Annotated in this window: 22 protein-coding genes and 4 pseudogenes; 9 read left to right on the forward strand and 17 right to left on the reverse strand. The window is 69.3% G+C overall.

The window, feature by feature from the left end:
• Positions 1-16 precede the first annotated feature (16 nt).
• Positions 17-2,299, reverse strand: coding sequence for a DPP IV N-terminal domain-containing protein (locus ACMXN5_RS47810; protein ID WP_439681162.1), 2,283 nt, complete (start codon positions 2,297-2,299; stop codon positions 17-19).
• A gap of 90 nt (positions 2,300-2,389) precedes the next feature.
• Here ACMXN5_RS47810 and ACMXN5_RS47815 point away from each other — a divergent pair, with 90 nt between their 5' ends.
• Positions 2,390-3,058 (forward strand): TetR/AcrR family transcriptional regulator, encoded by a 669-nt coding sequence (locus tag ACMXN5_RS47815; RefSeq protein WP_439681163.1) that lies wholly within the window; start codon positions 2,390-2,392, stop codon positions 3,056-3,058.
• Positions 3,059-3,411: 353 nt separating this feature from the next.
• On the opposite strand, the gene ACMXN5_RS47820 is transcribed toward ACMXN5_RS47815, so the two are convergent.
• On the reverse strand, positions 3,412-3,546 hold the full coding sequence (locus ACMXN5_RS47820) for a helicase associated domain-containing protein (protein WP_439681164.1): 135 nt from the start codon (positions 3,544-3,546) through the stop codon (positions 3,412-3,414).
• Between the two features lie 326 nt (positions 3,547-3,872).
• On the opposite strand from ACMXN5_RS47820, the gene ACMXN5_RS47825 reads away from it, so the two are divergent.
• From ACMXN5_RS47825 to ACMXN5_RS47850, 6 genes and pseudogenes are all read left to right on the forward strand, one after another.
• Complete coding sequence (locus tag ACMXN5_RS47825) at positions 3,873-4,307, forward strand: SCO4402 family protein (protein ID WP_439681165.1); 435 nt, start codon at positions 3,873-3,875, stop codon at positions 4,305-4,307.
• 386 nt (positions 4,308-4,693) lie between these two features.
• A pseudogene (locus tag ACMXN5_RS47830) lies at positions 4,694-4,819 on the forward strand (sigma factor-like helix-turn-helix DNA-binding protein); the annotation flags it as partial.
• Positions 4,820-5,005: 186 nt separating this feature from the next.
• Positions 5,006-5,815, forward strand: coding sequence for a hypothetical protein (locus ACMXN5_RS47835; protein WP_439681166.1), 810 nt, complete (start codon positions 5,006-5,008; stop codon positions 5,813-5,815).
• Between the two features lie 267 nt (positions 5,816-6,082).
• Positions 6,083-6,337, forward strand: a complete 255-nt coding sequence (locus ACMXN5_RS47840; RefSeq protein WP_439681167.1) for a hypothetical protein — start codon at positions 6,083-6,085, stop codon at positions 6,335-6,337.
• A 397-nt stretch (positions 6,338-6,734) separates the two neighbouring features.
• Entirely contained in the window at positions 6,735-8,858 is a 2,124-nt protein-coding gene (locus ACMXN5_RS47845) for a tyrosine-type recombinase/integrase (RefSeq protein ID WP_439681168.1), read from the forward strand.
• Positions 8,848-9,606, forward strand: a complete 759-nt coding sequence (locus ACMXN5_RS47850) for a DUF6193 family natural product biosynthesis protein (protein WP_439681169.1) — start codon at positions 8,848-8,850, stop codon at positions 9,604-9,606. Before ACMXN5_RS47845 ends, ACMXN5_RS47850 begins: the two co-directional genes overlap by 11 nt.
• A gap of 25 nt (positions 9,607-9,631) precedes the next feature.
• Here the strand turns inward: ACMXN5_RS47850 and ACMXN5_RS47855 are convergent.
• The 13 genes and pseudogenes from ACMXN5_RS47855 to ACMXN5_RS47915 all read right to left on the reverse strand — a co-directional run.
• A pseudogene (locus ACMXN5_RS47855) lies at positions 9,632-10,087 on the reverse strand (DesA/ISL3 alpha bundle tail domain-containing protein); the annotation flags it as partial.
• A 41-nt stretch (positions 10,088-10,128) separates the two neighbouring features.
• Entirely contained in the window at positions 10,129-10,641 is a 513-nt protein-coding gene (locus tag ACMXN5_RS47860; protein WP_439681170.1) for an ISL3 family transposase, read from the reverse strand.
• 200 nt (positions 10,642-10,841) lie between these two features.
• Positions 10,842-11,087, reverse strand: a pseudogene (locus tag ACMXN5_RS47865) (transposase family protein); the annotation flags it as partial.
• Between the two features lie 72 nt (positions 11,088-11,159).
• Positions 11,160-11,546, reverse strand: a pseudogene (locus ACMXN5_RS47870) (ATP-binding protein); the annotation flags it as partial.
• An 11-nt stretch (positions 11,547-11,557) separates the two neighbouring features.
• The gene (locus ACMXN5_RS47875; RefSeq protein WP_439681455.1) at positions 11,558-12,001 is read right to left on the reverse strand and encodes a hypothetical protein; all 444 of its coding nucleotides are present in this window, start codon (positions 11,999-12,001) and stop codon (positions 11,558-11,560) included.
• Between the two features lie 141 nt (positions 12,002-12,142).
• On the reverse strand, positions 12,143-12,601 hold the full coding sequence (locus ACMXN5_RS47880) for a hypothetical protein (RefSeq protein WP_439681171.1): 459 nt from the start codon (positions 12,599-12,601) through the stop codon (positions 12,143-12,145).
• 101 nt (positions 12,602-12,702) lie between these two features.
• Positions 12,703-13,221, reverse strand: coding sequence for a hypothetical protein (locus ACMXN5_RS47885; protein WP_439681172.1), 519 nt, complete (start codon positions 13,219-13,221; stop codon positions 12,703-12,705).
• A gap of 68 nt (positions 13,222-13,289) precedes the next feature.
• Positions 13,290-13,940, reverse strand: a complete 651-nt coding sequence (locus ACMXN5_RS47890; RefSeq protein WP_439681173.1) for a tyrosine-type recombinase/integrase — start codon at positions 13,938-13,940, stop codon at positions 13,290-13,292.
• A 21-nt stretch (positions 13,941-13,961) separates the two neighbouring features.
• Complete coding sequence (locus tag ACMXN5_RS47895; RefSeq protein WP_439681174.1) at positions 13,962-14,468, reverse strand: hypothetical protein; 507 nt, start codon at positions 14,466-14,468, stop codon at positions 13,962-13,964.
• Positions 14,417-15,118: a hypothetical protein gene (locus ACMXN5_RS47900; protein WP_439681175.1), complete on the reverse strand. Its 702-nt coding sequence runs from the start codon at positions 15,116-15,118 to the stop codon at positions 14,417-14,419. The genes ACMXN5_RS47895 and ACMXN5_RS47900 overlap by 52 nt, the downstream gene beginning before the upstream one ends.
• The gene (locus tag ACMXN5_RS47905; RefSeq protein WP_439681176.1) at positions 15,118-15,621 is read right to left on the reverse strand and encodes a tyrosine-type recombinase/integrase; all 504 of its coding nucleotides are present in this window, start codon (positions 15,619-15,621) and stop codon (positions 15,118-15,120) included. The genes ACMXN5_RS47900 and ACMXN5_RS47905 overlap by 1 nt, the downstream gene beginning before the upstream one ends.
• Positions 15,618-16,139: a site-specific integrase gene (locus ACMXN5_RS47910; protein WP_439681177.1), complete on the reverse strand. Its 522-nt coding sequence runs from the start codon at positions 16,137-16,139 to the stop codon at positions 15,618-15,620. The genes ACMXN5_RS47905 and ACMXN5_RS47910 overlap by 4 nt, the downstream gene beginning before the upstream one ends.
• A gap of 429 nt (positions 16,140-16,568) precedes the next feature.
• Positions 16,569-16,895: a hypothetical protein gene (locus ACMXN5_RS47915; protein WP_439681178.1), complete on the reverse strand. Its 327-nt coding sequence runs from the start codon at positions 16,893-16,895 to the stop codon at positions 16,569-16,571.
• Positions 16,896-17,877: 982 nt separating this feature from the next.
• Between ACMXN5_RS47915 and ACMXN5_RS47920 the strand changes: the two genes are divergently transcribed.
• Positions 17,878-18,384 (forward strand): peptidase inhibitor family I36 protein, encoded by a 507-nt coding sequence (locus ACMXN5_RS47920; protein WP_439681179.1) that lies wholly within the window; start codon positions 17,878-17,880, stop codon positions 18,382-18,384.
• A gap of 1,290 nt (positions 18,385-19,674) precedes the next feature.
• On the opposite strand, the gene ACMXN5_RS47925 is transcribed toward ACMXN5_RS47920, so the two are convergent.
• Both ACMXN5_RS47925 and ACMXN5_RS47930 read right to left on the reverse strand, forming a co-directional pair.
• Positions 19,675-19,908 carry a type II toxin-antitoxin system RelE family toxin gene (locus tag ACMXN5_RS47925; protein ID WP_439681180.1) on the reverse strand — a complete coding sequence of 78 codons (234 nt, stop codon included), beginning with the start codon at positions 19,906-19,908 and terminating at the stop codon, positions 19,675-19,677.
• 11 nt (positions 19,909-19,919) lie between these two features.
• Entirely contained in the window at positions 19,920-20,186 is a 267-nt protein-coding gene (locus tag ACMXN5_RS47930; RefSeq protein ID WP_439681181.1) for a hypothetical protein, read from the reverse strand.
• Between the two features lie 1,549 nt (positions 20,187-21,735).
• Here ACMXN5_RS47930 and ACMXN5_RS47935 point away from each other — a divergent pair.
• A complete protein-coding gene (locus ACMXN5_RS47935; RefSeq protein WP_439681182.1) occupies positions 21,736-22,749 on the forward strand; it encodes a short-chain dehydrogenase/reductase in 1,014 nt (337 codons plus the stop codon).

Genomic DNA, 22,749 nt, shown 5'->3' on the forward strand with positions numbered 1-22,749 from the left:
GAAGGTCCTTTCCGTGTCAGCCGAAGAGGGTTTCGAGCAGTTCCGGGGAGAGCGGGACGTCCGGTAGCCGGTAGCCGGCCGGCGGCTCGCGGTGCATGAGGTGGCGCACCAGGTAGTCCCAGCGGCGGCGGGTGACGTAGCCGTTGCGGCCGAGGAAGGTGTGCTCGGCGCCGGGGACGATCAGCAGGTCGAAGTCCTTGTTCGCAGCGATCAGCGCGTCGACCAGCCGCATGGTCAGATGCGGTGTCACGTTGTCGTCCATGTCGCCGTGGACGAGCAGTAGTTTCCCGGCCAGGTTCCCGGCAAGCTCGGTGTTGGACAGCCGGGCCCCGGCGTCCGGGTCGAACGGGCCGTCGTAGGCCTCGGCCCACAGCGCGTGGTAGTGGCGGTTGTCGTGGTTGCCGGCCTCGGCCACGCCGACCTTGTAGAAGTCGGGGAACGCCAGGAGGGCGCGGGCGGTGGTGAATCCCCCGCCGGAGATGCCGAAGACGCCGACCCGGTCCAGATCCAGCCACGGCCGCGTTTCCGCGAGTTGGCGCAGCGCCGCGACATGGTCTTCGAGCGCGCCCGCACTGCCCATGTTGCGGTGGGCGTGGTCGTGGAAGGCTTTGTCCCGGCCGGGTGTTCCGCGGCCGTCGACGGCCAGTACCGCGAAGCCCAGCGCTGCCACCGCCTCGGCGTCGTGGCCGTAGGCGCCCGGGTCGAAGGAGGCCGCCACCCGGTGGATCTGCGGGCCCGGGTAGGGGTGGTCGATCACCGGGTAGCGCTGCGCGGCGTCGAAGCCGTGGGGCTTGTAGAGGACGCCGTAGATCTCGGTGACGCCGTCGGCGGCCAGGGTCGTGACCCGCTCCGGGGGCGTCCAGCCGGCGGCCAGCAGCGGTGTGATGTCGGCCTGTTCCAGCTCGACCAGCACGGCTCCGGCCCGGTCGCGCACGGCGATCGTCGGCGGGGTATCGACGGTCGACGCGGAGTCGACGAACCAGCGGCCGTGTTCCGGCGCGGTGATCACGTGGTCCAGATCGTCGTCGGTGAGCTTGGCGATTCCGCCGCCGTCCAGGCCGACCCGGACCAGAGACCGCCGGTACGGGTCCGCCTGGACCAGTCCTGAGACGACGGCGTACGCGACCCGTTCCGCCTCGTCGACGTGCACGATCTCCTGCACCGCGAACGGCCCTCGGGTGAGCTGTTCGACCAGCGCCCCGCCCTTGTAGCGGTACAGGTGCCCCCAGCCGTCGCGCTGGGAATACCACAGCGTCTCGCGGCCGCCGGCGTGCACGTGCACGATCGGCTTCCGGGTGATCTCCTGCGCGGCCTCCACCCGTGTGTCGCCGTGCTCCTCGATCAGGGTGCGCACCTCGCCGGTCGCCGGGTCGAGTGCGTGCAGCCGCAGCGTCCGGAGGTCACGGGGCTGATCCAGGTAGTAGACGGTCGCGCTGTCCTCGGCCCACCACGCCTTCTTCAGCGTGAAAGGCGACATGTAGGGCAGCAGGAACGGGTCGGTCTCGGCGGGGGTTGCGGTCCGGGACGTGACGTCGAAGACGATCCACTCGCCGCGGCTCACCGGCTCGCCGGGGATCGGGTAGTGGTAGCTGCGCAGGCGCGGCCGGCCGCCGTCCGGCGGCACGGCTTCGACCAGGTGCATCAGGGCGACATCGCTCTGGTCGGTGCGGTGGGTGAGGACGCGCGCCGAGTCCGGCGACCACAGCAGCGCCGGTGGCATGTCCGGAAGGCCGAGCTTGCCGAGCAGGTGCGTGGGGACCGCCGCGTCGGGGTGGCCCGCGTAGCTCCGATCCGCGGTGCCGTCGGCGGTGAGCGCGAACTCCTCGCCCGTCTCGGCCGAACGTACCCACAGGTCGTGGTCGCGGCGGAACGCCGCCCACTTCTTGTCCGGCGAGGCGACTTCCAGCGGTGAGGGTTTGGCGTGCTGCTCGTCCCGCGCGCACCGGTAGTCGGCCAGCCGGCAGGTCCAGCGCGCGTCGAACGCGTCGAACGCGACCGTCCCGTCCGCGAACTCGACCGCCCGGAACGGCAGCGCGTACGGCTGGACCGGTCGGCCGGCGGCAAACGCCAGCGCGGCGGCGAGCCGTTCGGGGTCGAACGCCGGCTCCCGGATCCCGGCGGCGGGGTCGACCAGCACGAACTCGCCGCCCCGCTCGGTCTCGACCCGGTACCAGAACCTCTCGCCGCCACCGATCCAGACAGGCTTCGCCTTGGCCCGCAGGGCGAGCCGGGATCGGTTGTGCAACAGCAGCCGCTCGGCTCGGTCGTAGGCAATGGTGGGGAGTGCGTCCACGGACATCCGGCCTCCTGGAATCGGTGTCTCGATCCAGGAACGTACGGCGTACGGTACAGTGTTCGAACTGGTGTCCCGAACGAATCAGGAACCCAAATGTCGTCGCCCAGACACAAGACAACGCCCGCTCGCGCACCCCGTGGCACCCTCAGCCCCGAGGCCATCGTCCACGCGGCGATCGAACTGATCGACCGCGACGGACTGGACGCGGTGACCATCCGCCGGCTCGCCGACCAACTGGGCGTCCGCCCGATGTCGCTCTACACGTACTTCCGCGACAAGGACGCGATCCTCCTCGCGGTCACCGCGGAACTGCTGGGCCGATTCCAGTGGCCCGACCCCGATCTCGACGACGTCGCATGGCTCCGGCAGGTGATGCGCGCCTACTTCGAGCTGTTCATCACGCACCCGGCCCTCCTGCAGATCAACGCCCGCCCCGACGAAGTCGGCGAGGTCGAGGCCCGCATGTCCGAGCAGGTCTACGCCCGCATGGCGCGACTGCGGGTCGACCACCGGACGGCGATCGGTCTGCTGGCCACGCTGATCCGCTTCGTCCTCGGCTGCGCCACGCTCTACCCCGTCCGCCGGGCCTGGGACGAGGACCCGCAGCACTGGGAACGCGTCCGCCAACAGTGGGCCCGCCTCCCGGCCGAGGTGTACCCGGCAATGCACGCCACCACCGTCGACTTTCCGACCTTCACCCAACGGGACGTCTTCGAGTTCGGTCTCGACGCCATCCTCGCCTCGCTCCCACAATCGCCCTGACGCCCTGACGCCGGCGGCGATCATGAGCCGCCGGCCCGAACGGGCCGCAACCGGCGCCGGGAAGGTCGAGTACTCCGCATCGCGCCGAGCAGCCCGGCGACGGCTTCGTTCTCCGACGGCTGTCAGTTTCCGAAGCCGTCTGCATGGGTTGCTCCGTCCCGGCTGTTTTGAAAGATCTTGTCGATTGATCATGTGTTGACCGTTGGATTCGCAGAACCTGGGTTTATGGATCTTGGCTGCGTGGCCGGGGCTTTGCTGTCTTGTTCGGCTTCGTCTGGTCTGTGGCCTGTGGTTTTGCAGGATCCGGGACGGATGTTCGGTTCCATTGGAAAGACCCGTGGATGGAACGAACGTCACGGCCTGCGCATGCCGAGCGCGTCCGACTCGGCGTTGCGCTCGGCCGGGAGTTGCGCCCGCCGGGTGGTGGCCACCCAGGTTCCGAGCCGTACGTCTTCCGGCCCGCCGTCGAACGCGGTCACGGTCTCCATGTGGGCGCGCGCGACACCTCCAGGTGCCCCGGCCGGGCCGGTGCGCCGCCGCCGTGTCCACCGCGATCGCCCGGGCCTGCCACCGAGTCGCACCCGGACTCCTCGTGGCCTTTTGGTAGTTCGGGCGAGGAACAGCCGCCGCCGTGACCGAGGGCCACGCCGTGCGCGCTTTCGTCCTTGCGATCGATGCCGCTCGGTGCCGGCCGATCGAGCAGTCGCCGCGCATGCCGAGTCGACGTCGAGCGCAGCCGACGGGGCGTTGGCGAGCGTGAGGGGCACGGCGAAATCGGTTCGACCCACTGTCGGGAGGGGCGTTAACGTCGGGCGTGACCGATTACGCGATCGTCTACCCCGATCACCGCATGTCCGTCGTACAGGCCGTGCTGTCCCTGTCCAGCGCCTCGTGGCAGCGTGACGTGTGGTTGAACGACGACGAGTTCGAGAACCTCGACGCCATCGTCCACGTCCTGTTCGACGACTCCTGCGACGCGGACGACCCGCTGCCGTGGCTGGGCGCGAGCCTGCGCACCGTGCGGGAGGCGGACCTGATGCGAGAACTCGCAGCCGCCTACGACGCCGTGGCCGAACGGTTGCCGGCCGACGCCGACGACCCGGCCCATCTCGACGCCGTCGCCTGGGACGGGGTCCTGACCGTCGCGGGCGTCCTGGTCCGCGAGATGGTCGTCAACGAGCTCCTCGCGCTGTACGGCAACGCATTCGGGCCGATATCCGGACCGGAGCCCGACACCGGACAGACGTGAAAAGCGTCGACCGGGCGCCATCGTGCGTCGGTGGGGTCGAATGCAACATGACGGTACACCGGCCGCAACCCCCGTGATGGACGGCTTCGCCTTGCCGATCCGTTCGACGGCGACGGTCGACGGCGGCCGGCATCGGCGTGGGCACCGCGATCGCGCCTCGATCACGCCGTGGGGTCCTTGCTCGTCGGGGCGGCGGGAGCATGGTCGGTGTGCGGCGACCATGCGCTCGGGAGGCGCGTGACGGTGCCGTCGGCGGCGGTGCGCGCCGTGGCGTCGAAGTGCCGGTCACGGATGCCGGGTCGGCCGGTGTCCGATCACCACCGCGCGCAGGCGCTCCGGGAGGGTCGGCGCGCCGGGCGGGATCGACTGCCCCTTCCCGGCCGCGGCGTTTCTGGGACGACCTCACCCAGATCGAGATCGGCGAACGCCTCGGCGTGTCCCAGATGCACGTCTCCCGCCTGCTCACCCGCGCCTTCACCATCCTGCGCGTCGGCATGCTCGCGACCACCTGACCCCTCGGCCGCCCCGGGAACGACCCCTGTCGCGCCGGGGCCGCCGCGATCCCTCGGCCGCCCAGGGCCGGACCGTTCCGTGACGGCAGCGGGATGCCCGGCCCGCTCCCCGCAGGAACGGAACTCCTCGCGCCACAGGGCTTTTTCGCTTGCGTGGCTCGTGGCCGCGAATGAGATCATGAACGCATGCCCGAGGAATCGAATCTGTTGTCAGACGTATGGCCGCTCGCGCCGGTCGGCGCGACGGACTGGCTACGTGCGCTGTGCGGCGACGGTTTGACCGGGTTCATGCCGCCATCGATGCCCGATGCGGTCTGGGTGCTCAACGCCATGTACGAGCACGAGGACGGGCCGGGCGACGTGTCGCACCACGAGTACCGCCAGGCGCGTCTGGCGGACGGAAGTACGCTGCGCGACATCGTCGCGGGCATCGATCTCGACGCCGTGGGCGACGCCACGGGAGGTGGCCTGGGCCGCGCCGGGCATCCCGGCCCCGGCTGGCGACGGTTGCGCTGGGCGGAACTTGCCCGGCGGAGCGGCGACCCGATCGTCCCCGACGGATTGCTGCCCTCCCACCGTTGCTTTCCCTCGGTCACGAAGAACGGCAGCTGGCCGCTCGGCATCGTTCCTCCCACCGAGGGGAGCCTGGACCGTGAGACCTGGATCCGGCTGATCGACATCCTCGCCGCGCAGAGCCCCGCGGGTCCGGACACTCGCTGCCTGGCCTACTACAACCCGCTGACGCTCGGGGCCGTCGACTTCGACGACCTCCATGTGCGGGCGGGGCGCCTGCGTGACGCTGCCGTCCTCTACGACATGTCCGAGGCCGCCCCGGCCGACTTCAGCCCCGCCAACCTCTGGGCCGAAGACCGCTCATGGGTCCTGTGCACCGACTACGACCTGTGGGCCACCAAGATCGCCGGGCCTCCAGCCCTCATCGATGCGCTGCTGAACGACACCGACGTCGAGGCGGTACGTCTTCCCTGGGCGACCTGAGGATGAGCCGCACCACCCGTCCCGGCACCGAGACGCGAGCGCGTTCACGAGTCCCGGACCGAGCCCGGCGCCTCTACGCCGACCAGGGTGCCGGCGCGCGCCGCCAGCGCTGTGACGAGTTGCCGTTATCTCTGTGACGGTGCGCGGTTCGTCAGGGCTTTGACGACACGGTGTTCCGGTCCGTTCGGGGCGGCCGGTGGGGGAGAGCGGGGGCCTGGGGACGAAGTCGGACTCCCGCTTGAGGGCTTCCCGGTCGGCGGCGCCGAGATGCCGGGTGGCGAGGCGCTGTCGGCGCTCGTGGTGGTCGATCGAGTGTGGGTCGTTCCCGACGTGCTGTGCGAGGCGTTCGAGTGCCTGGGTGAGGTCCTGGCCGTCGCGGAGCTGGGGGAGGCGGTCGGAGGGCGGGATTCGCTTGGTCGGATCGGTGAGCCGGGCCGAGGGGATGCCGAGGAACCGGGCGGCCTCGCACAGCGTGCTCGTCTCGGCGGCTTGGACGAGTTGGAAGGCGGTCAGTCGCCGTAGTGCACGGATCGTCCGCGCGTAGGCGGCGCGGTCGCGACCGAGGAGGACGTCGAGCCGGGCCGCGGGGATCTCCTGCGGGATGTGCTCTGCCCGGTAGCCTCGCCGGCCTGACGGCGGAAATGTGATGCTCCCCGTGGGCGGATAGATCGTCTGGGTCTTCGGCGATTTCCGTGAAGCGCGTCAATCCGCGAGCAGTATGCGGCGCCGTAGGAGCGCGAAGCTTGCTCGGCCCGCCGAGGCCCGAGCCGTCAGCGAACTCGGGGTGCGGAATCTGCGTCGGCTCAAGGACCACGATCCGTCCGCTGCCGGGTGGCAGGTGATCCGGCGTCTGCTGGGTCCGATGGAGGCGGTCAACGCCGCCCTGGACTCGCCGCCCACCCCACATCGGCGACGCGCCATGCTCGACGTGATCGCCGTGATGCTGACGCGTTGCGCGGAAACCGGCCGGACCTTTTGGGGATGGACCCCGCAGGAGTGGGTCCATCTGCTCGGCCGCAACCAGACCGAGTTCCATCAGCACGGCCCGGGCTGGGTCAACGACGAGGTCCGCCCTTACCTCGCCGCGCACGCCTACCTGCTGGGCTCGTTCAACGAGTTCCACCGACTCGGCAGCTTCCAACGACTCACCCTGTCCTGGCGGATCTTCGGACGTGACCGGGTGAACAGCGAGATCGCCCGCATCCGCGCGGTCCTCGTCTCCTGGGGATACCAGTTGGGCCGGGACGACGACACTCTGCTGCCGATGGTCGTCTGCCAGCTGCTTCTTCTCAACCGCAGCCCGCATCTTGAGGATCTCGACACCACGCTGTTCGACCGGGTCCGCCGCGAGAAGATGCTGGCCGGCTCACAGCTTTACACCCTGCACGCCACCCAGCGGGCGGTTGCCGAACTCGGGTTCTGTGATCCTCCGCAGCCCATCACCGGCCGCCGGTCGGCACGGGCGACCGGCGGCGCGAAGGTGTGGGAACAGTGGGTCGACCGCTGGTACGCCACCTCTACGCTCAGCCCGGGTGTCCGCGGTGCCATGCGCTCGACCCTTCTCCGGGTGGGCCGGTGGATCGCCGCGGAACAGCTCGACGCCGCGGACCCGAACGACTGGACGCGTCAGACCTGCGCGACCTGGATCGCCGCAGTGGACCGGATGAAGGTCGGTGACTACGTTCAGCGGACGGCCAGCTTGGGGGACCGTCTCGGGAAGCCGCTCGAAGCGGCGACCAAGGCCGGGCATATCACCGCGCTGCGGACGTTCTTCAAGGACTGCCAGGAATGGGAGTGGCTGCCCCGCAGCTTCGACCCGTTGCGCGCGCTGGCGATTCCCCGCAGCATCACTGCTCTCCTCGGCCCCGACCCGCGGGTGATCGCCGATGAGATCTGGGCGAAGCTTCTGTGGGCGGGCCTGAACCTCGAAGTCGGGGATCTCCCGCAGTCCCAGGCCGGGCAGTTCTACCCCTTCGAACTGGTCCGGGCCGTCACGCTGACCTGGTTGTTCTCCGGCCAACGCAGCAACGAGATCGCCCGGTTGAGGGTGGGCTGCATCCGCTGGCAGCACGACGGCGCCCCGATCACCGGTGACTCACCGCAGGTCCTGGCCCGCGACACCGTCTGCCTCCTCGACGTCCCGCCCCACAAGACTGGCACCGCCTTCAGCAAGCCGGTCGACCCGATCCTCGGCCAGGCCGTCGACGCCTGGCAGGCTGTCCGCCCGGATCAGCCCAAGTTCACTGACCGCCGCACCGGCGAGCGCGTTGACCTGCTGTTCGCCATCCGGGCCCGCCGTGTCTCGACCCACTACATCAACAACACGGTCATCCCGATGCTCTGCCGCAAAGCCGGTGTTCCCGCCGCCGACGTTCGCGGGAACATCACCAGCCACCGTGCTCGGTCCACCATCGCCAGCCAGCTCTACAACGCCAAGGAACCGATGACGCTGTTCGAACTGCAAGCCTGGCTCGGACACCGATCACCGCAATCCACCCAGTACTACGCGAAGATCACACCGAACACCCTGTCCAAGGCATACTCCGAAGCCGGCTACTTCGAGCGGAACGTCCGCACCATCGAGGTCCTGGTCGACCGCGACGCGGTCGCCTCCGGAGCCGCCGCGACCGGCGAACCCTGGCAGCACTACGACCTCGGCCACGGCTACTGCACCTACACCTTCTTCGAGCAGTGCCAACATCGCATGGCTTGCGCCAAGTGCGACTTCTACACCCCGAAGGGTTCCACCAAGAGTCAGATCTTGGAGGCCAAAGGCAACCTTCAGCGCATGCTCGCCACCATTCCGCTGACCGACGACGAACGCCATGCCGTCGATGACGGCCAGACCGCCTTGGACAAGCTCCTCGCCCGCCTGGCGATGTTCCCACCCCGGCAGGCCCGACGCCCCGCCAACTCGGAATACCTGCAGACTCCATGCTGCTACCTCTCGTCGAAGTCCGACGCAGCGAGCCGCCGTCGGGACGTGTCAAAGGGCCGACCGCACCCGGAGTGCATCGGCAAGAAGGGGAATCGTGACTCCTGACCCCGCCGCGGACAACCTGGCCGACCTCTATCCCGAACTCGGTCTGGACGGCACGCTCCAGAGCATCCTGCAGACAGCCGTTCACGAAGCTGGACATGCCCTGGACGTGCTTCCCGAACGCGCTCCGGGCTGGTGGCGGTGCGGAGCCCGAGCGGACGGTGACAGGCGGACGACCACCGCTCTCCTCGGTATCGCAGAGCGCGTCTTCATCGTGGACTTCTGGGAACGCGGCGTCATGATGGCCAAAGGCACGACGGCCAGCTTGGACGCCGTTGCGTCGGCCTTCGGCGCTTGGCAGTCCGGCGTCACCTTGGCACGCCTGAAGTCCGCATGCCCGTTCGTCGACTACAGTCCGCTCGCCGAGGCCCACGAGCGTGGTGACGCCGTCGAGGCCCAATGGACGAGTTACCGGCGGACCACTGCATGGCACGTTGACCATGAGCTCATCGAGGCTGCATACGCTCAGCCGCGGCTGCGAGCCCTGTTTCCCTTCCACAGCCACCGGACGCTGAACTTCAGCCGCTGCACCGGATTCCCCTACACCCACGACATCGCGGTGATCACCCCCGCGAACGGAAGCTACCGAGTGACCTGGTGGCACACCCGGTCACCTCACGGACCGGCGGACATCGGAGAAGCCGACACCCCTGGTGACGCAGTCGCCTTGGTCGTCGCCCATCTGCCCCACAACTGCGGGCCGGCGGTTGCCGGCACCGCCGAAGACCTTGACAACTCAGATTCCACATAATCGTTCGGTTCACGTGTCCTTCGACCGCGCCCGAGCTCCAGGGGAGGGTCAGGCCGGCGGTGACGGCGTCGAGGTCTTTGCGCAGGCCCTGGGCGAAGGTGCGGAGTTCCTTGATCTCGGAGGCGTCCGCCCGGGCGAGCCATTCGGGAAGTCGGTGGCCGTGGCGTCGTCGCAGGAGCGTCGCGAAGCCGCGGGCGAGCCGGTCGATCTCAGCGAGATGGTCGCAGCGCTCACACAGGTCCTTCAGTTGCAGCCGGGCGGCTTCGCTCCGCCGCTCGGGTCGCCCGACGATCCATCGGACCACGTCGCGGACAGGCGGCGGCGGAAGTGGCTTCATGGGCGAACCATCCTTGTCTGCAAGGCTGTTGAGGAACCGGCGGACGGTCTTGCGACTACCGGTGTAGCCGCGGGCGGCGATCTCGTCGCGGAGCGTCTGCGCGTTATTGCAGCCCTCGGCCCACCGCGCGGCGAGGTACGGCATGTGGGGTGTGAGGGCGCTGCCGCGGCGCGGTCGGACGGTGATCAGCTCGTCGCCGGTGGCGACGTGCGCGTAGCGGCGGACGGTCTTGCGGCCGGCCCGGTCTGCTCGCTGATCGCAGTGATCGTCAGGCCCAGGTCATGCAGGGCGCGGATCTCGGTCCAGCGGGCGCGTATCTGCCGCCGGGCCGGGCTTTCCTCGTCGTCGGGGTCCGGTGTGCTGTCAGGGACGGTGCGTTCGGGTGGGGGCGGGTTCAGGCAGGCACGGTGTCGCCGGACGGCCTTCTCCACCGCGGTGGCGAGGTTGTCGAGCAAATGCCGGCGGTCAGCGACCTGCGGAACACCGGGCAGCGCGCGTTCGGCGGCCTCGGCGAACGCACCGCCGCGGTCGCGGCAGACCATGCGAACCCCGGGATGGTCGCGTAACCAGGCGGCGAAGGTGTCCGCGGTGTGGTCCGGCAGCACGTCGACAGGCCGGTGCGACTGCATGTCGACCAGGATCGTGCCGAAGACCCGGCCGCGCCGTAGAGAGAATTCGTCCACGCCCAGCACCTCCACCCGCAGCGGCGCCGGGACGTCGACCCGCTCGTCGGGACGGCCAGGTGCGCGGTCAGGCGCTCGCCGGCCCGGCCACCAAGTGCCGGCGCGACCCGCTCCAGCGGCCGCTGCGCGGTCGGGGTGCGCCGACCGTACCGGACGGTGAGCCCGTCGACCTGCTCGGCAAACGTCCTTCTCCGGCATGCGACTTCGTCGCAGAAGAACCGACGAACACGCAGCTCGATTCCGACCGGGCGACCTGCCACAGCGGTGTCCGCGAGCATCCGCGCATACCGGCTGTGGACCCGCCGGGACGGTGACCTACACCCCGGGCATTCAGCCTCCAGACCGGTACAACGCGCCTTGATCCGCACCGACCTCCCGACAGCGGAGACCGCCTCGACCACCACCCGCGACAGATGCGGAAACAAGACTCCCAGCAGTTCAGCGACTTGACCCCCGAGCACCCAGCACGACTACCACACCATGATCCGCTTCACGGAAATCGCCGAAGACCCAGCTTTCCATGACCGCCGTCACAGGTGGGACTTGACGGTGCCGGTGCCGGAGTCGCCGATGAGGCAGAGTGGGAGGCTCTTCTTGATCCATTCGCAGGTGGCGAGGGTGTGGATCATCGCGGGGTCGATGTTGGGGTTGGCGTCGAAGTCGAATTTGCGCAAGGACTTATCGCGAGGGAAGCCGGCGGCCTTGATGCGGCGCTCGGAGCGGCGCCGGGCCCGGTCGTCGCACTCGGACATCAGCAGTTCGGCCAGGAACCCGAGGTAGGACATCTGTTCGCGGGAGGCGGTCTCGGCGAGTTCGGGGAACTGGGCGCGGATGGTGGGCAGCCGCAGCATCCGGCATGCCTGGTCGGCGGCGGCATTGGCGGCCTGCTCGGTGAGTCCTCGTTGGTGGGGGAAGGTCACGGCGTTCTCCTTCAGGTGGTGGTCGGGCGGTTCGGTCGCCGGTGTCGCAACAGTTGGTCGTAGTGGGCCACCGAGGGCAGTGGCCGGGTGTCGGGTGGGAGGTGGGCCAGGCGCCTGGCGGTCAGGGAGGTGACGTTCGCTTGGCCTGTGGTCGGCCGCTCGGGCTCGGCGGGAAGTCCGGGCGTGTCGGTCTCGGCGGCCTTGCGGGCCTCGAGCGCGACGGCGTCGGCGGTCAACGCTCCGGCTTTCAGGGCGACCGCGAGGCCTGTGACGAGGTGTTCGTGGGGCAGGTGGCGGCTCAGCAGCAGGACCTCGATCAGGGCGCGGGTGCCGTCCCGGTCTCCGTGAGCCCTTCGGGCGGCTGCCCACCAGGCGTCGTGGACCGGGGTGAACTTGCCCGCGGAACGTGCCTGTTCGAGCGCGGTCGCCCCGGGCAGGGCTCCGGGCTTGCGCACCAGTGCCTCCAGGTAGTGGTCCAGGTCGAGGCGGGTGCGTGCCGCCCTTGGCGATCAGCCGCTCGTGACGTGCGACCTCCTCTCGTCCGTCGTGGACGACCACTTCGGAGGCGTGCAGCATGACGCGGACAGTGCGGCCGATCAGACGCACCGGCACCGAGTAGCGGTCGTGCGGACGCTGATCTGGCTGTATCGGTCAACGCGGAGGGTGAACAGGCGACCCGTCTCGAACGGCTCGTCCGGCAGCGGCGCGAGCACGGGTTGCTCCACGGCGAAGTACTCGCCGATGGTGCGGGGCCGGGAACGGATCCGGCGGGCGTCGTCCTCCCGGTCCCATTGCTCGATCATTTCGTTCAGCTCGGCGAGCGTGGCGACTTCGGGGACGGGAACCAGGTGGTTGCGGCGGAACCAGCCGATCTGGCCCTCGACGCCGCCCTTCTCGTGGGCGCCGCCGAGGCCAGGCCGGCAATAGAGAGCTTCCAGGCCGTGGTGCGAGCGGAACGCCGTCCATCGCTCGGCTTCCACGCGCTGCCGTGAGAAGCCCAGGACCTGGGCGACGGCGGCTCTAAGGTTGTCGTAGCGGACCTTCCCGGTCGGCACTCCTCTAATATGCGGGTCTCGCTGTCAAGCTCCGGGAGCGCACTTTGGGGGGCCGGACCCTGACCGGGGCCGTTGGCTGTTGGCCGGATCACCGGGGTTCATCACGCGCCGAAGCCGTCATCTGGAGCGTGATTTGGCTGGAGTGTGCACTCGTGGGTGTTGCTCCAGTGGCTGGCACTGTCCAGGAGGGGCTCGGAGCCAGCCTCGGTCCGGAAGGTGAAAGTGACACCCGTCGCCGTGACCTGCAGCGTCAATTGTCCAGGCGGCTGGCGGAGTGTCACCGGATTGAAGCGGCAGCCCATCGTGTTGAGCTCCGCCGTGATTTGCGAGTGTGTGAGGGGCCCGGCGAACGCCGCGAGTCTCTCCGTCCCGGGGACGGGAAGCTCGACGGCGTCTCGCCAGGTCTGGACGCTGATCATCGTGACGCGGCGGCAGCGACAGACACAGAGCTCAGCATCCCCGTAGGAGAACAGATGAGGCCAGCGCCGCCGTTTGCTCACCCGACCGATGTCCCACGGCGGGCCCAGGGTCGCCGCGATGTCGTTGAGAGACGCGCCGCAGTGCAGCGGGCCGATGGCTGCGGACGAGCCGAACTCGGCCAGGATTCGAATCGCGGTCACGCAGTGGAGCGTGTCACCTGACCTGGTCGGGCGTCCATCGAGTTGATCATCCGCTGACTCGGAGGAGGTCAGGATGCTTCTCCGTCGAGTCGGCTGAGGACTCCATCGAAGATCTGCTCGCGGGCGACCTGTCCTTTCGCCGCTGCGTCATCGCGTTGGCGTTCGAGGGTGGGGCGGAAATCGATGGTGGTGACGAAGAACGTGCAGGACTCGCAGATCGACCCGAAATGGCAGTCCATCTCGACGGGGCGCGCGCAGTAGCCGTTGCCGAGCATTCGGCGGTGCATCTCTCGGCGGAGCTTGGCCATCTCCGTTCCCTCCGCGTCGGCCGGCAGTCGGCGCGGGGCGTCGTAGAGCGCCTCAACCTTCTCCGAGACCGCGAAGTACTCGTCCGCCACCGTCCGGTCGGCGATCCGCGCGTAAACACGCGTCATGGACAACGACCGGTGACCGAGCAGAGCGGCGATCGCCTCCAGGGACATACCGCGATTGATCGCCTGGGTGGCCAGAGTGTGTCTGAGCTGGCGGGGCGTGACTCGGCCGAGGCCGGCCCGCTCCGCCGCCTTGCGGACAGCCTGCTCGATGCGGGAAGCGTTGACCTGGCGGCCGTGATCGATGAACAGCAGGTTCGACCGCAGGCCCTCGGGCCGGTGCAGCAGCCAGTCGTCCAGCAGCGTCTTCAGCTGCGGGTGCAGGGGGACGTAGCGGTCGGTGTGCATCTTGCCGACCGGGACGCGCAGTCAGTAGGCGGAGCCGATCTGGACCACCGCGTCGATCGTGAGGCCGAGCATCTCGCCGCGACGCATCCCGGTGCGGGCGAGGATCTCGATGGCCAACCGGGTGAACGGATCGGGGTCCTGGCGGGCGGCGGCCAGCAGCTTGGCGGCCGCCGCATCGTCTAGGAAGCGGGGCAGTGGCTCGTCTGCGATCGGGAAGTCGCTGTCGAACACCAGCTGGCGGGGCGGTCGGTCGTCGGCGTCCCACTCGTCCAGGCGGCGGAAAAACCCGCGGAGCTTGCTCAGCCGGTCGCGGACGGTGTGCCGGTGCAGTGGCCCGCCGCGGGCGGCCGGCCGCTCCAGTAGCCACTGCCGGTAGCGTTCGATGTGCCACCGTTTGAGGTCGGCCACGCGGCTCACCGCCGTGTCCTCGTCGGTCACCAGCAGGGCGAACTCCCGTAGCGTCAGCTCGGCGTTCTTCACGGTTCCCGGCCGCAGCGTGCCGCCGATCTGCTGCAGGTAGTGCTGCATGCTCCCCGCCAGTGCGGCCGGGACGCGGGCCCACTCCTGGGCCCGTATGTCGGCCCGGTCCGGCGAGCGCCTTCGCGGCAGCTGGTCGGACAGGCTGCAGTGGAACAGCGTCGCCTCAGATTGAACAGGGCCGTCGAGAGGGCCTTCACCCCGCGGTTGGGGATGCGGAGGGCCGCTTCGAGCAGCAGGTGCCGTCCCTGGTCCCAGTCGGCCTGCCGCAGCTCGTGAGGCTGCCGGCCGAACAGTGCCACGAAGTGGGCCAGCAGGTTGAACTGGGTCATCGCGACCGTGTCGCGGAAGCCGAGCGAGCGAGCGGTCTCCATGAAGCGCAGGTGCAGTTCGGGATCGGTGCGGGCCAGAACGATGCCCAGGCGCGGGCGCCGAGCCACCAGGTAGTCCGCGCCGGGCTGGAGGCGTCCGGTCACCGCGAGCCAGCTGATGAACCGGCGCGTCTCGTGGTTGAAGGCGAGCCGGCGTTCCAGCGGCAGGCCCGCAAAGTCCGCGAGGTCCGGGACTGTGGCGAGCAGGGCGCGGGCGCCCCAGCGGACCTTGCGGTCGGTGTTCATGCCCTGGGCGGCCCGGTGGGCGAGGTAGTACTCGACGAGGTCAGGGCGCACGATCGGCAGGGCCGCGGCGCGGGCCCGGCGCATCAGGCGCCCGTCCTGTCCGCGTCGATGGCGGCGCCGGCCTGCAGGTACTGCTCGGCGAGCCAGCTGTTGGCCAGGTGGATGTAGATCCGGGTCGATTCGATGGAGCGGTGTCCGGCCTGGGCCTGCACCGCTTCCAGCGCCATGCCCGCCTCCTGTAGCCGGGTCAGGCAGGTGTGGCGAAGCTGATGGCAGGGCAGCCGCGGTCGTCCGGTCCGCTTCCGGGCTCCTTCGAGGATCTCGTCCAGGCCGGCGGCGGACAGCGGCCGGCTGCGGGTCGGGCCGCGCAGCACCACGAACAGCCGGTCGTGGTCGACCGGGGGACGCTCGCGGTCCAGGTAGTCGCCGACCGTGCTGAAGAACTGCGCGGAGATCGGTATCAGACGCTGGTGGCCGCCCTTGCCCTCGCTGATGAAGACCCGACGCTCGCCCGGCGAGAGGTCCCCCAGCCGAAGACCGAGCACCTCGCAGCGGCGCAGCCCGCCGAGGAGCATCGCCAGGATCATGGCCCGGTCCGCACGGTGTTCAGCGCGCCCAGCACCGCCTCGACCTCGCCCGGGCCAAGAACGCGGGGCAGAGTGCGCGGCGTGCGCAGCAACGGCGCCCCGCGATTACCGCTCCGCCTGCGGTTGGCCAGCCCCACCGGAACCGGATTGCGTTGAACGACCACGTCGTCGCGGGTCATGAGGTAGCCGAACAGACCCGAGACACTGGCCAGCCGGCGCTTGATGGTCCGTGCCGACAGCCCCGCCTCACCATCCTCAAGCCGGACGACCTTCGGCCCGCGTCGCGGCTTCTTCTGCGCGGTGATGAACGCGAAGACATCCGCCGTGACGACGTCGGTCGGCTCCTTGGGCACCGCCGAGAAGAAGACCTTCAAGTCATAGGCGGTGGCCAGCAGAGTGTTGGGTCGACAGCGGGCCGCGACGAACTCGAGATAGTCGTCGACCAAGGCATGCCCCAGCGACGCCGTGGGATTGCCCGAGGCATCGACGCGTCGTACCAACTCCGGCTGCCAGGCCATCCGCGCTCCTCGACGGGAGCGACCATCCTGACCGGAAACACGAGATCGCGGAAGAGTTGTCACCCACATAACCGCCCAGTGCCCGCAAGGCGTGAACGTGCCCCTCGAAGAACGCCTCCTGCCCGCCGGATGCGAACACCCGATGGACCGCCTTGCCCGAGTAGCTTGAAGGCCGAACGCCACGCATGGGTCGACATACAGCGGTTCGTTCAAGGTGTTGCGACCTGCGGCCTGCCCGAAGGTCGACCGCCACGTGCGGGCCGAGGTGCGGGCGGCCGAGGGTGGTGTGTTGCGATCCACGATCGACTCGAGGTCGACCGCCACTTCGCACTTGTCCGGCGCGTTCTGCGGAGCGGGGCAGTTGGATCCCCGACCGGCCCGAAGGTCGGTCGCCACCCTGCCCGAGCAGGGAAACCCACCGAACCGCCCCTATTGCCCCACGGCGTCAAGGGCGTTCTCGAAGAACCGGAACACCGACAGCGTTGCCAACCTGGCCGCGCACCCGGGCCGATGGCCCCGGGCCAGTCGATACCCCAGGCAGAGCACACCCCAGCCCACGAAGACCCCGGCGATCACGAACGGTACGACCGGACCGAACAATGCCCAGGTCACCCCGATGAGCAGTAGGGTGATCGCCAATCCCCAGATCGAGTCCCGGAACACGTGCCGCCAACGCACGCGATCGATGGCCAAGCCCTTCTTGACCGCGTACTCGAGGAACACGTGATCCGTCGTCGAGCAGCCCGACCTGTCCACGGGTCCCCCTTGTCCCAAGCACACCCACACGGTGACTCTCTTGTCCGGCCCGGCATGGGCCCGTCCGGACGACAACCGACGTCTCGGACGGCGGCCGCGGGCCGAGCTTGCCGACTCGAGCCGCACGACAGTCCCGTCCACACAACGCACCGGCGCCCACATCACGGTGTGACGCCGACCCGACAGAGCACCACTGGCGCACACCCGGCTTGAACACGCAATTGTAAGCTCGGAGCACCGACCGTACGACCAACTCGCTTACACGGAGAGCTCGATGCCTCGGCCGATCAGCCCCGCGCAAGCGGGGGATTCGGTTCCTCGACGATTTCGGTGCCCGCGTACGGGACGCGCCGCCGTGCCTGCCGACGTTCGCGTCGAAGGCGGAGTCGACACCGATGGCTGCGATCCCTGGTCGACCCGAGGGTCGACCGCCATCTCGCGTGGACGCGGACCCTGTACGACACCCCGAGGGTGATCATCCCCGGACTCCCGGCTGCGCTGCCCGGCCCCGCGAGTACCCGGCACGGATGATCTCGGGGGAGGCGAATTCCCCGACGGCCCCGGCTGCGCCCGGCAAGAGCGCACCGGCGACCGGGTTGCGATGACACCTGGTCGACGAACGGCACATGCCCGGGTGCAGCGTCTCCTTCACCGGCCGCCGGCGGTACGGAAGAGCGCTCCCGGCCGGGCCGGCGCGGTGCCCGCAGGACGGGGTGTGGGTGCCGGGCAATGAGGTGCCGGATTGCCAATTGCCTTGTCTGGGGCGGGAGTTCATATCGTGTTTGCTTGCCCGGGCGCCCCGGGTTCGACTTAATGGGTACGGGAGCGGCGCGGAGCGGAACCGGTCCGGTGAGCACGTCCCGCCCTGCGCGAGAGAGTCCGCGAGGGTCCACCGCGAACCCCCGCCGTCCCTGTTCCCGGATCCATCGAACCGCGCGAACGGACCGAACGTATCCATGCGAACGGACAGCGAGGGTATCGAATGAAGATCAAGTCAGCAGCACTGGCCACCGCGGTCGTCGTCGGCCTCGGCTTACCCGTCGGCACCGGCGTCGCCGACGCCGCCCCCACGGCGGCATCGTTACGGACGCAGATGGCCCAGGTGCTCGCCGAGCACCCCGGTGGCGTGCAGACCGGCGCGGACACCGTCTCCTGGCACAACGGCGCCGTCACCTTGAAGCTCGCCGGCCTGCGCGGCGTCGCCGACTGCGGCTACGACCAGTTCTGTCTGTGGGAGCACAGCGGCTTCGGCGGGCGCATGCTCGCCTGGAACGCGATCCCGGCGATCTGCTCGGGCCTGATCATCAACCTGACCGACTACGGCTTCAACGACCAGGCGTCGGCCTGGGCGGACAACTCCCCGACGAGGTTCGTCGACGTCTGGAACGACTACGGCGCCGGCGGCGGCCGCATCTGGAGGATGCTGCCGGGCGCGAGCTCGCCCAACGTGCAGTCGAACGACGCGGCCTCCAGCCTGGACTGCTACTGACGATCCACCCGTCGGTTGCGATGCGACGGACACCGTCGAGTCCGTGAGCACATGGGCCCACCGCCCGCCCCGAACGGGGGGCGGGCCGGTGGGCCACCCGGATCAGCAGGCGTCGAGAATCGACGCGAGGGCGTTCGGACCCACGCGAACGAGTTCTTCCGCGTCGTATCGCGCCTCGGCCGACCCGGATCGACCGCTTCCCACGGCGGCCGTGGGGCTCACGCCCGACCGGCCTGCGTTGCGATCCTCGACCGACCCAAAGGTCGGTCGCCACGCGGTGGCTCGCTCACGCACCTCACCCACGTGATGTTGCCATCCACGGCCGGCCCGAGAGGGGGCCTGGTCCGGCGCGAGGACATCGACGCCCCAGACCAGGCGTTGCGATCCCCAACCTGCCCGAAGGCCGGCCGCCACTGCGTCTGCTGCGAGCGGCCGACCTACGTCCGATCGTTGCGACCCTCGGTCGACCCGAAGGTCGACTGCCACGAGGCGCGGACAGACCCGTGACTCCGTCCAACCGTCGTTGCGATCCCCGGTCGGCCCGAAGGTCGACCGCCACCCTGCCCGAGCAGGGAAATCCCGCCGAAGGCACCGTGCCTGGAAGCCCGCCGACATTCACGTACTTGAGCAAAGCGGACCTTCGACTTCGGCGCACCCGGCATGTCGCATGTGCGCTCGGGGTTCCGAAGCAGAAGATACCGTCCCCTGCGGCGACTTCGTCACCGACACCGACGCAGCCTATCCCGCAGTCACGCTCTCCACATTGGACGTCAACGAACTTCCAGGCCGACCGCCACGTGGGCACATCGCGCCATCGGGCGTCTCCCACCGGTTGCGACCCCAGTCGACCCGAAGGTCGACCGCACGCGCAACGCGAGTGCCACGTCATCGCCCGTATCGAGTTGCGATCCCCAGTCGACCCGAAGGTCGGCCGCCACCGGTGCTGACCGTCAATCTCGGCGCCGCCCTGGCCGTTGCGATCCCCAGTCGACCCGAAGGTCGACCGCCACCCTGCCCGAACAGGGAAATCCCGCCAGGGCCACCGCGTTCGAAAGCCCGCTGACATTCACGTTCGCGATCAAAGCGACCTCGGCGCAGTCGGCGTGTCGCGTGTGTGCTCAAGGTTCCGAGGTCGGGTGCGTCCTGGCCGCAGGTTCCGCATCCCCGCCGACACGACGGCAGCCTACCTCTCTACTCCCACCACACTCCGCAACGAACACCGGCGGGCACCAAGGCCTTGCGCGTCGAGTACGTCCAGATTCCGTTCGTCGGTGGGTCGGTTCGCGGGTTTCAGTGGGGTTCGGGTACGGCGCGCACAACGGTGACGGTCAGTACGGATGCGGAGACGAGGTAGACGATGAAGACGTCCGTGACGGTGGCCTCGCGGCGGTCCTTGTCCCCGCCGAGGGCGGTTCCGTGGGCGTACGGGTCGTCCGCGAGGCGGTCTATCGCCCTCTCGACAGTCGTGCGGCGGGCGGGTGGGAGTTTGGCGAGTTCGCGGGCGGCTTCCGGGGCGTATGCCACGCGGTAGACGCTCACGGAACGAACGGGGTGCCGTCGGCGTTGACCAGGCCGGAGAAGTCGCCGGCCTGGATGCGATCCATGAGCGCGTCGTCCTCCGCCCGGGCCCGGTCAGGGAGCGCGTAGTGGAGTACGGCGACGCGGGGGAGTTCGTCCAGGGGGGTCTCGGCGACGGTTTTGTCGAACTCGGCCTGGCGTTCCTCGGGGAGCGCGGCGCGGATCTCGGCGAGGGTGTTCGGCAGCTCGACGGTCCTGCCGTCGACGGTCGTGGTCCTGCCCATCGTGTCCTCCCCGATCCCGTTCGGCTTCTCGATCGGTCCCAGTCTGCCCGGACACCACGGGCAACGGAACCCGAAACCGGCCGAGCCTCGGAGAACACCGAGCATCGCGAAGTCGACGGAACACACCCGAACCTCGATAGCCGAAGCAACGCAAGGATACGCCGAGACCGACCGCCATATCCCTGGCTGCGATCCCGGGCGACCCGAGGGTCGACCGCCACCCTTGTGCCTCGCCGATGTCCTCGCCCGTGACGAAGTTGCGATCCACGGTCGACCCGAAAGCCGACCGCCACGCGCGCACCGCCTGCTTGGCCTCGACGGACAGCACGACGCTGCGATCTCCGACCAGCCCGAAGGCTGGTCGCCACCCCGCTGTGATTCTGCGGTGACCCGATCTTCGATGATTGCGATTCCCAGTCGGCCCGAAGGTCGACCGCCACCTGCGTTCGAGCGGTACCAGGCCCGGACGTTCCCCGTTGTGATCCCCGACCGACCCGACGGCAGGTTGCCACGCTGATACACCTTGTAGTGGTGTGCAGGACCCGGGTTGCGATCCACAGTCGACCCGAAGGCCGACCGCCACCGATACGCCGCCGCCATGCCATGCGTGCTCGCCGCGTTGCGATCCCCGGTCGACCCGAAGACCGACCGCCACACGTCGTCCCGGAGCAGGGTCCCGAAGCGTTCGAGGCTGCGATCCCCAGCCAGTCCGAACGCTGGCCGCCATGAGCGTGGTTCCGCCGCCCTGTCCCTGCATGACCATGTTGCGATCCCCGGCCAGCCCGAAGGCTGACCGCCATCCGCCGTCGTTGGTGTTGCGATCCACGGCCGGTCCGAAGACCGACCGCTACGGCGTGGTCGGTCTCGCCGTCGCCGCGATCTCCGTGTAGGGAAATCCTCTCGAAGGTGATGTGTTCGGAAGCCCGTAGGCATTCACGTTCGCGATCAAAGCGGACTTTCGACCTCGGCGCAGTCGGCGTGTCGCGTGTGTGCTCGAGGTTCCGAAGCAGAACGCGTCGTTCTCCGGGGCGTCTTCGCCGTGAACACCATATCCCTCGGCCCGGACGCTCCCCGTGAATCGCATATCGACCGGTCCGGAGGCGGTCACCTCAGCGCCAGCGATCGTGTCCCGGACGAACCCGTTGCCGCTTGTGCATCCCGATCGACTCGAAGGCCGACCACCGCGCGGACACATCACCCGTCGTCGGGTCGGGCACGATGACATGTATGGCGACGGGGGACGACACGTACGCAGCGCGGGAGTTGGCCGGGCGCGCGCACGAAGTGGGACGGGTGGTGGAGCGGGACCGGTGGCGCGCGTTCCTGCGGCGCTGCAGCGGGGGTCGGTGGGGTCGACGATACGGCCGGCCCGTCGTTCCGCGGTTGGACACGCCGTGGCAGGACACGGTCTCCGGTGAACGGACCGGGTGGCGGCGCTAGTCACTCTGTGTCAAAACTCTGTTACTTTGAGCATCCTGGGCGGCCGGCCTCGGCGCAGACCTGTGGCGGCCCGCCCACCAATCGCGCCCGCAGTCCCGCAAGGAGCCGGATGCCCAGGTACTCGGTGGAGAACAAGACCGTCTTGGTCACCGGCGCCGCCGGTGGGATCGGAGCGGCGAGCGCGAGGGCCCTGCACGCGCGGGGTGCGAACGTGGTGTTGACGGGACGCAACCTCCACTCTCTCGCGCGTCTGGCCGAATCGCTCGGCCCCGGTCGTACCCTCGCCATGAGCGTCGACGTCACCGACGGGCGCGCCCTCGCGGAAGCGGTCGAGCGCACGGTCGACCGCTTCGGTTCCCTTGATGTCGTGTTCGCGAACGCGGGGATCCCTCCGGACCCGCCGGCCACCATCGCCACCATCGACCCCGACGATTTCGAACGCATCCTGGAAACGAATCTGTTGGGTGTATGGCGGACCGTCCGTGCGGCTCTTCCGGCCGTCACCGCGGCACGCGGCCACGTCCTGATCACCTCCTCGCTCTACGCCCACCTCAACGGCGTCCTCAACGCTCCATACGCGGCGTCCAAGGCCGGCGTCGAACAATTCGCCCGCGCCCTGCGCACCGAATTGCGCGTCCACCACACCACCGTCGGCATCCTGAACCCCGGCTGGGTCGACACGCCCCTGACCACCTGCGTGTTCGGCGGCCACGCCATCGCCACCAGGCTGCTCACCACGATCCTGCCTCGCCCCCTCCGCACGGCCATCACCCCCCAGGCCGTCGCACGGCGGGTCGTCACCGGCATCGAGAATCGCTCCTCGAGCATCAATGTCCCTCGACGCTTCGCTCCCCTCTCCGCCCTCCGGGGAGTCATCGCCCCTGTCGGCGACCACTGCCTCAATCGCTACACCACCCTGCAGACGCTCCTGGCCCAAGCCGAGAACACCCCGGACTCCACGTCCACCGCCGAAGCCCACGGACGAGTCGACCACGTTCGCATCGAGCCCGCCCCGGGGCCGCACATCGTCGCTCCGGCCGAATGCACGACCCCGGAGGTGGTCGGCCCACCGGCGGATCGGCCACGTGGCGCCGTGCGCCGTCGCCACGACGCGGGCCCGTAG

It is taken from the genome of Embleya australiensis, from assembly GCF_051903075.1.
Lineage (GTDB): Bacteria > Actinomycetota > Actinomycetes > Streptomycetales > Streptomycetaceae > Embleya.

What these genes read in the sequence shown, in the direction of transcription:
- ACMXN5_RS47810 (WP_439681162.1), bottom strand. Translation starts at nt 2,299, where the DNA reads ATGTCCGTGGACGCACTCCCCACCATTGCCTACGACCGAGCCGAGCGG.
- ACMXN5_RS47815 (WP_439681163.1), top strand. Translation starts at nt 2,390, where the DNA reads ATGTCGTCGCCCAGACACAAGACAACGCCCGCTCGCGCACCCCGTGGC.
- ACMXN5_RS47820 (WP_439681164.1), bottom strand. Translation starts at nt 3,546, where the DNA reads ATGGAGACCGTGACCGCGTTCGACGGCGGGCCGGAAGACGTACGGCTC.
- ACMXN5_RS47835 (WP_439681166.1), top strand. Translation starts at nt 5,006, where the DNA reads ATGCCCGAGGAATCGAATCTGTTGTCAGACGTATGGCCGCTCGCGCCG.
- ACMXN5_RS47840 (WP_439681167.1), top strand. Translation starts at nt 6,083, where the DNA reads ATGCCGGGTGGCGAGGCGCTGTCGGCGCTCGTGGTGGTCGATCGAGTG.
- ACMXN5_RS47845 (WP_439681168.1), top strand. Translation starts at nt 6,735, where the DNA reads ATGCTCGACGTGATCGCCGTGATGCTGACGCGTTGCGCGGAAACCGGC.
- ACMXN5_RS47890 (WP_439681173.1), bottom strand. Translation starts at nt 13,940, where the DNA reads ATGCACACCGACCGCTACGTCCCCCTGCACCCGCAGCTGAAGACGCTG.
- ACMXN5_RS47895 (WP_439681174.1), bottom strand. Translation starts at nt 14,468, where the DNA reads ATGCAGCACTACCTGCAGCAGATCGGCGGCACGCTGCGGCCGGGAACC.
- ACMXN5_RS47900 (WP_439681175.1), bottom strand. Translation starts at nt 15,118, where the DNA reads ATGCGCCGGGCCCGCGCCGCGGCCCTGCCGATCGTGCGCCCTGACCTC.
- ACMXN5_RS47905 (WP_439681176.1), bottom strand. Translation starts at nt 15,621, where the DNA reads ATGATCCTGGCGATGCTCCTCGGCGGGCTGCGCCGCTGCGAGGTGCTC.
- ACMXN5_RS47910 (WP_439681177.1), bottom strand. Translation starts at nt 16,139, where the DNA reads ATGGCCTGGCAGCCGGAGTTGGTACGACGCGTCGATGCCTCGGGCAAT.
- ACMXN5_RS47920 (WP_439681179.1), top strand. Translation starts at nt 17,878, where the DNA reads ATGAAGATCAAGTCAGCAGCACTGGCCACCGCGGTCGTCGTCGGCCTC.
- ACMXN5_RS47930 (WP_439681181.1), bottom strand. Translation starts at nt 20,186, where the DNA reads ATGGGCAGGACCACGACCGTCGACGGCAGGACCGTCGAGCTGCCGAAC.
- ACMXN5_RS47935 (WP_439681182.1), top strand. Translation starts at nt 21,736, where the DNA reads ATGCCCAGGTACTCGGTGGAGAACAAGACCGTCTTGGTCACCGGCGCC.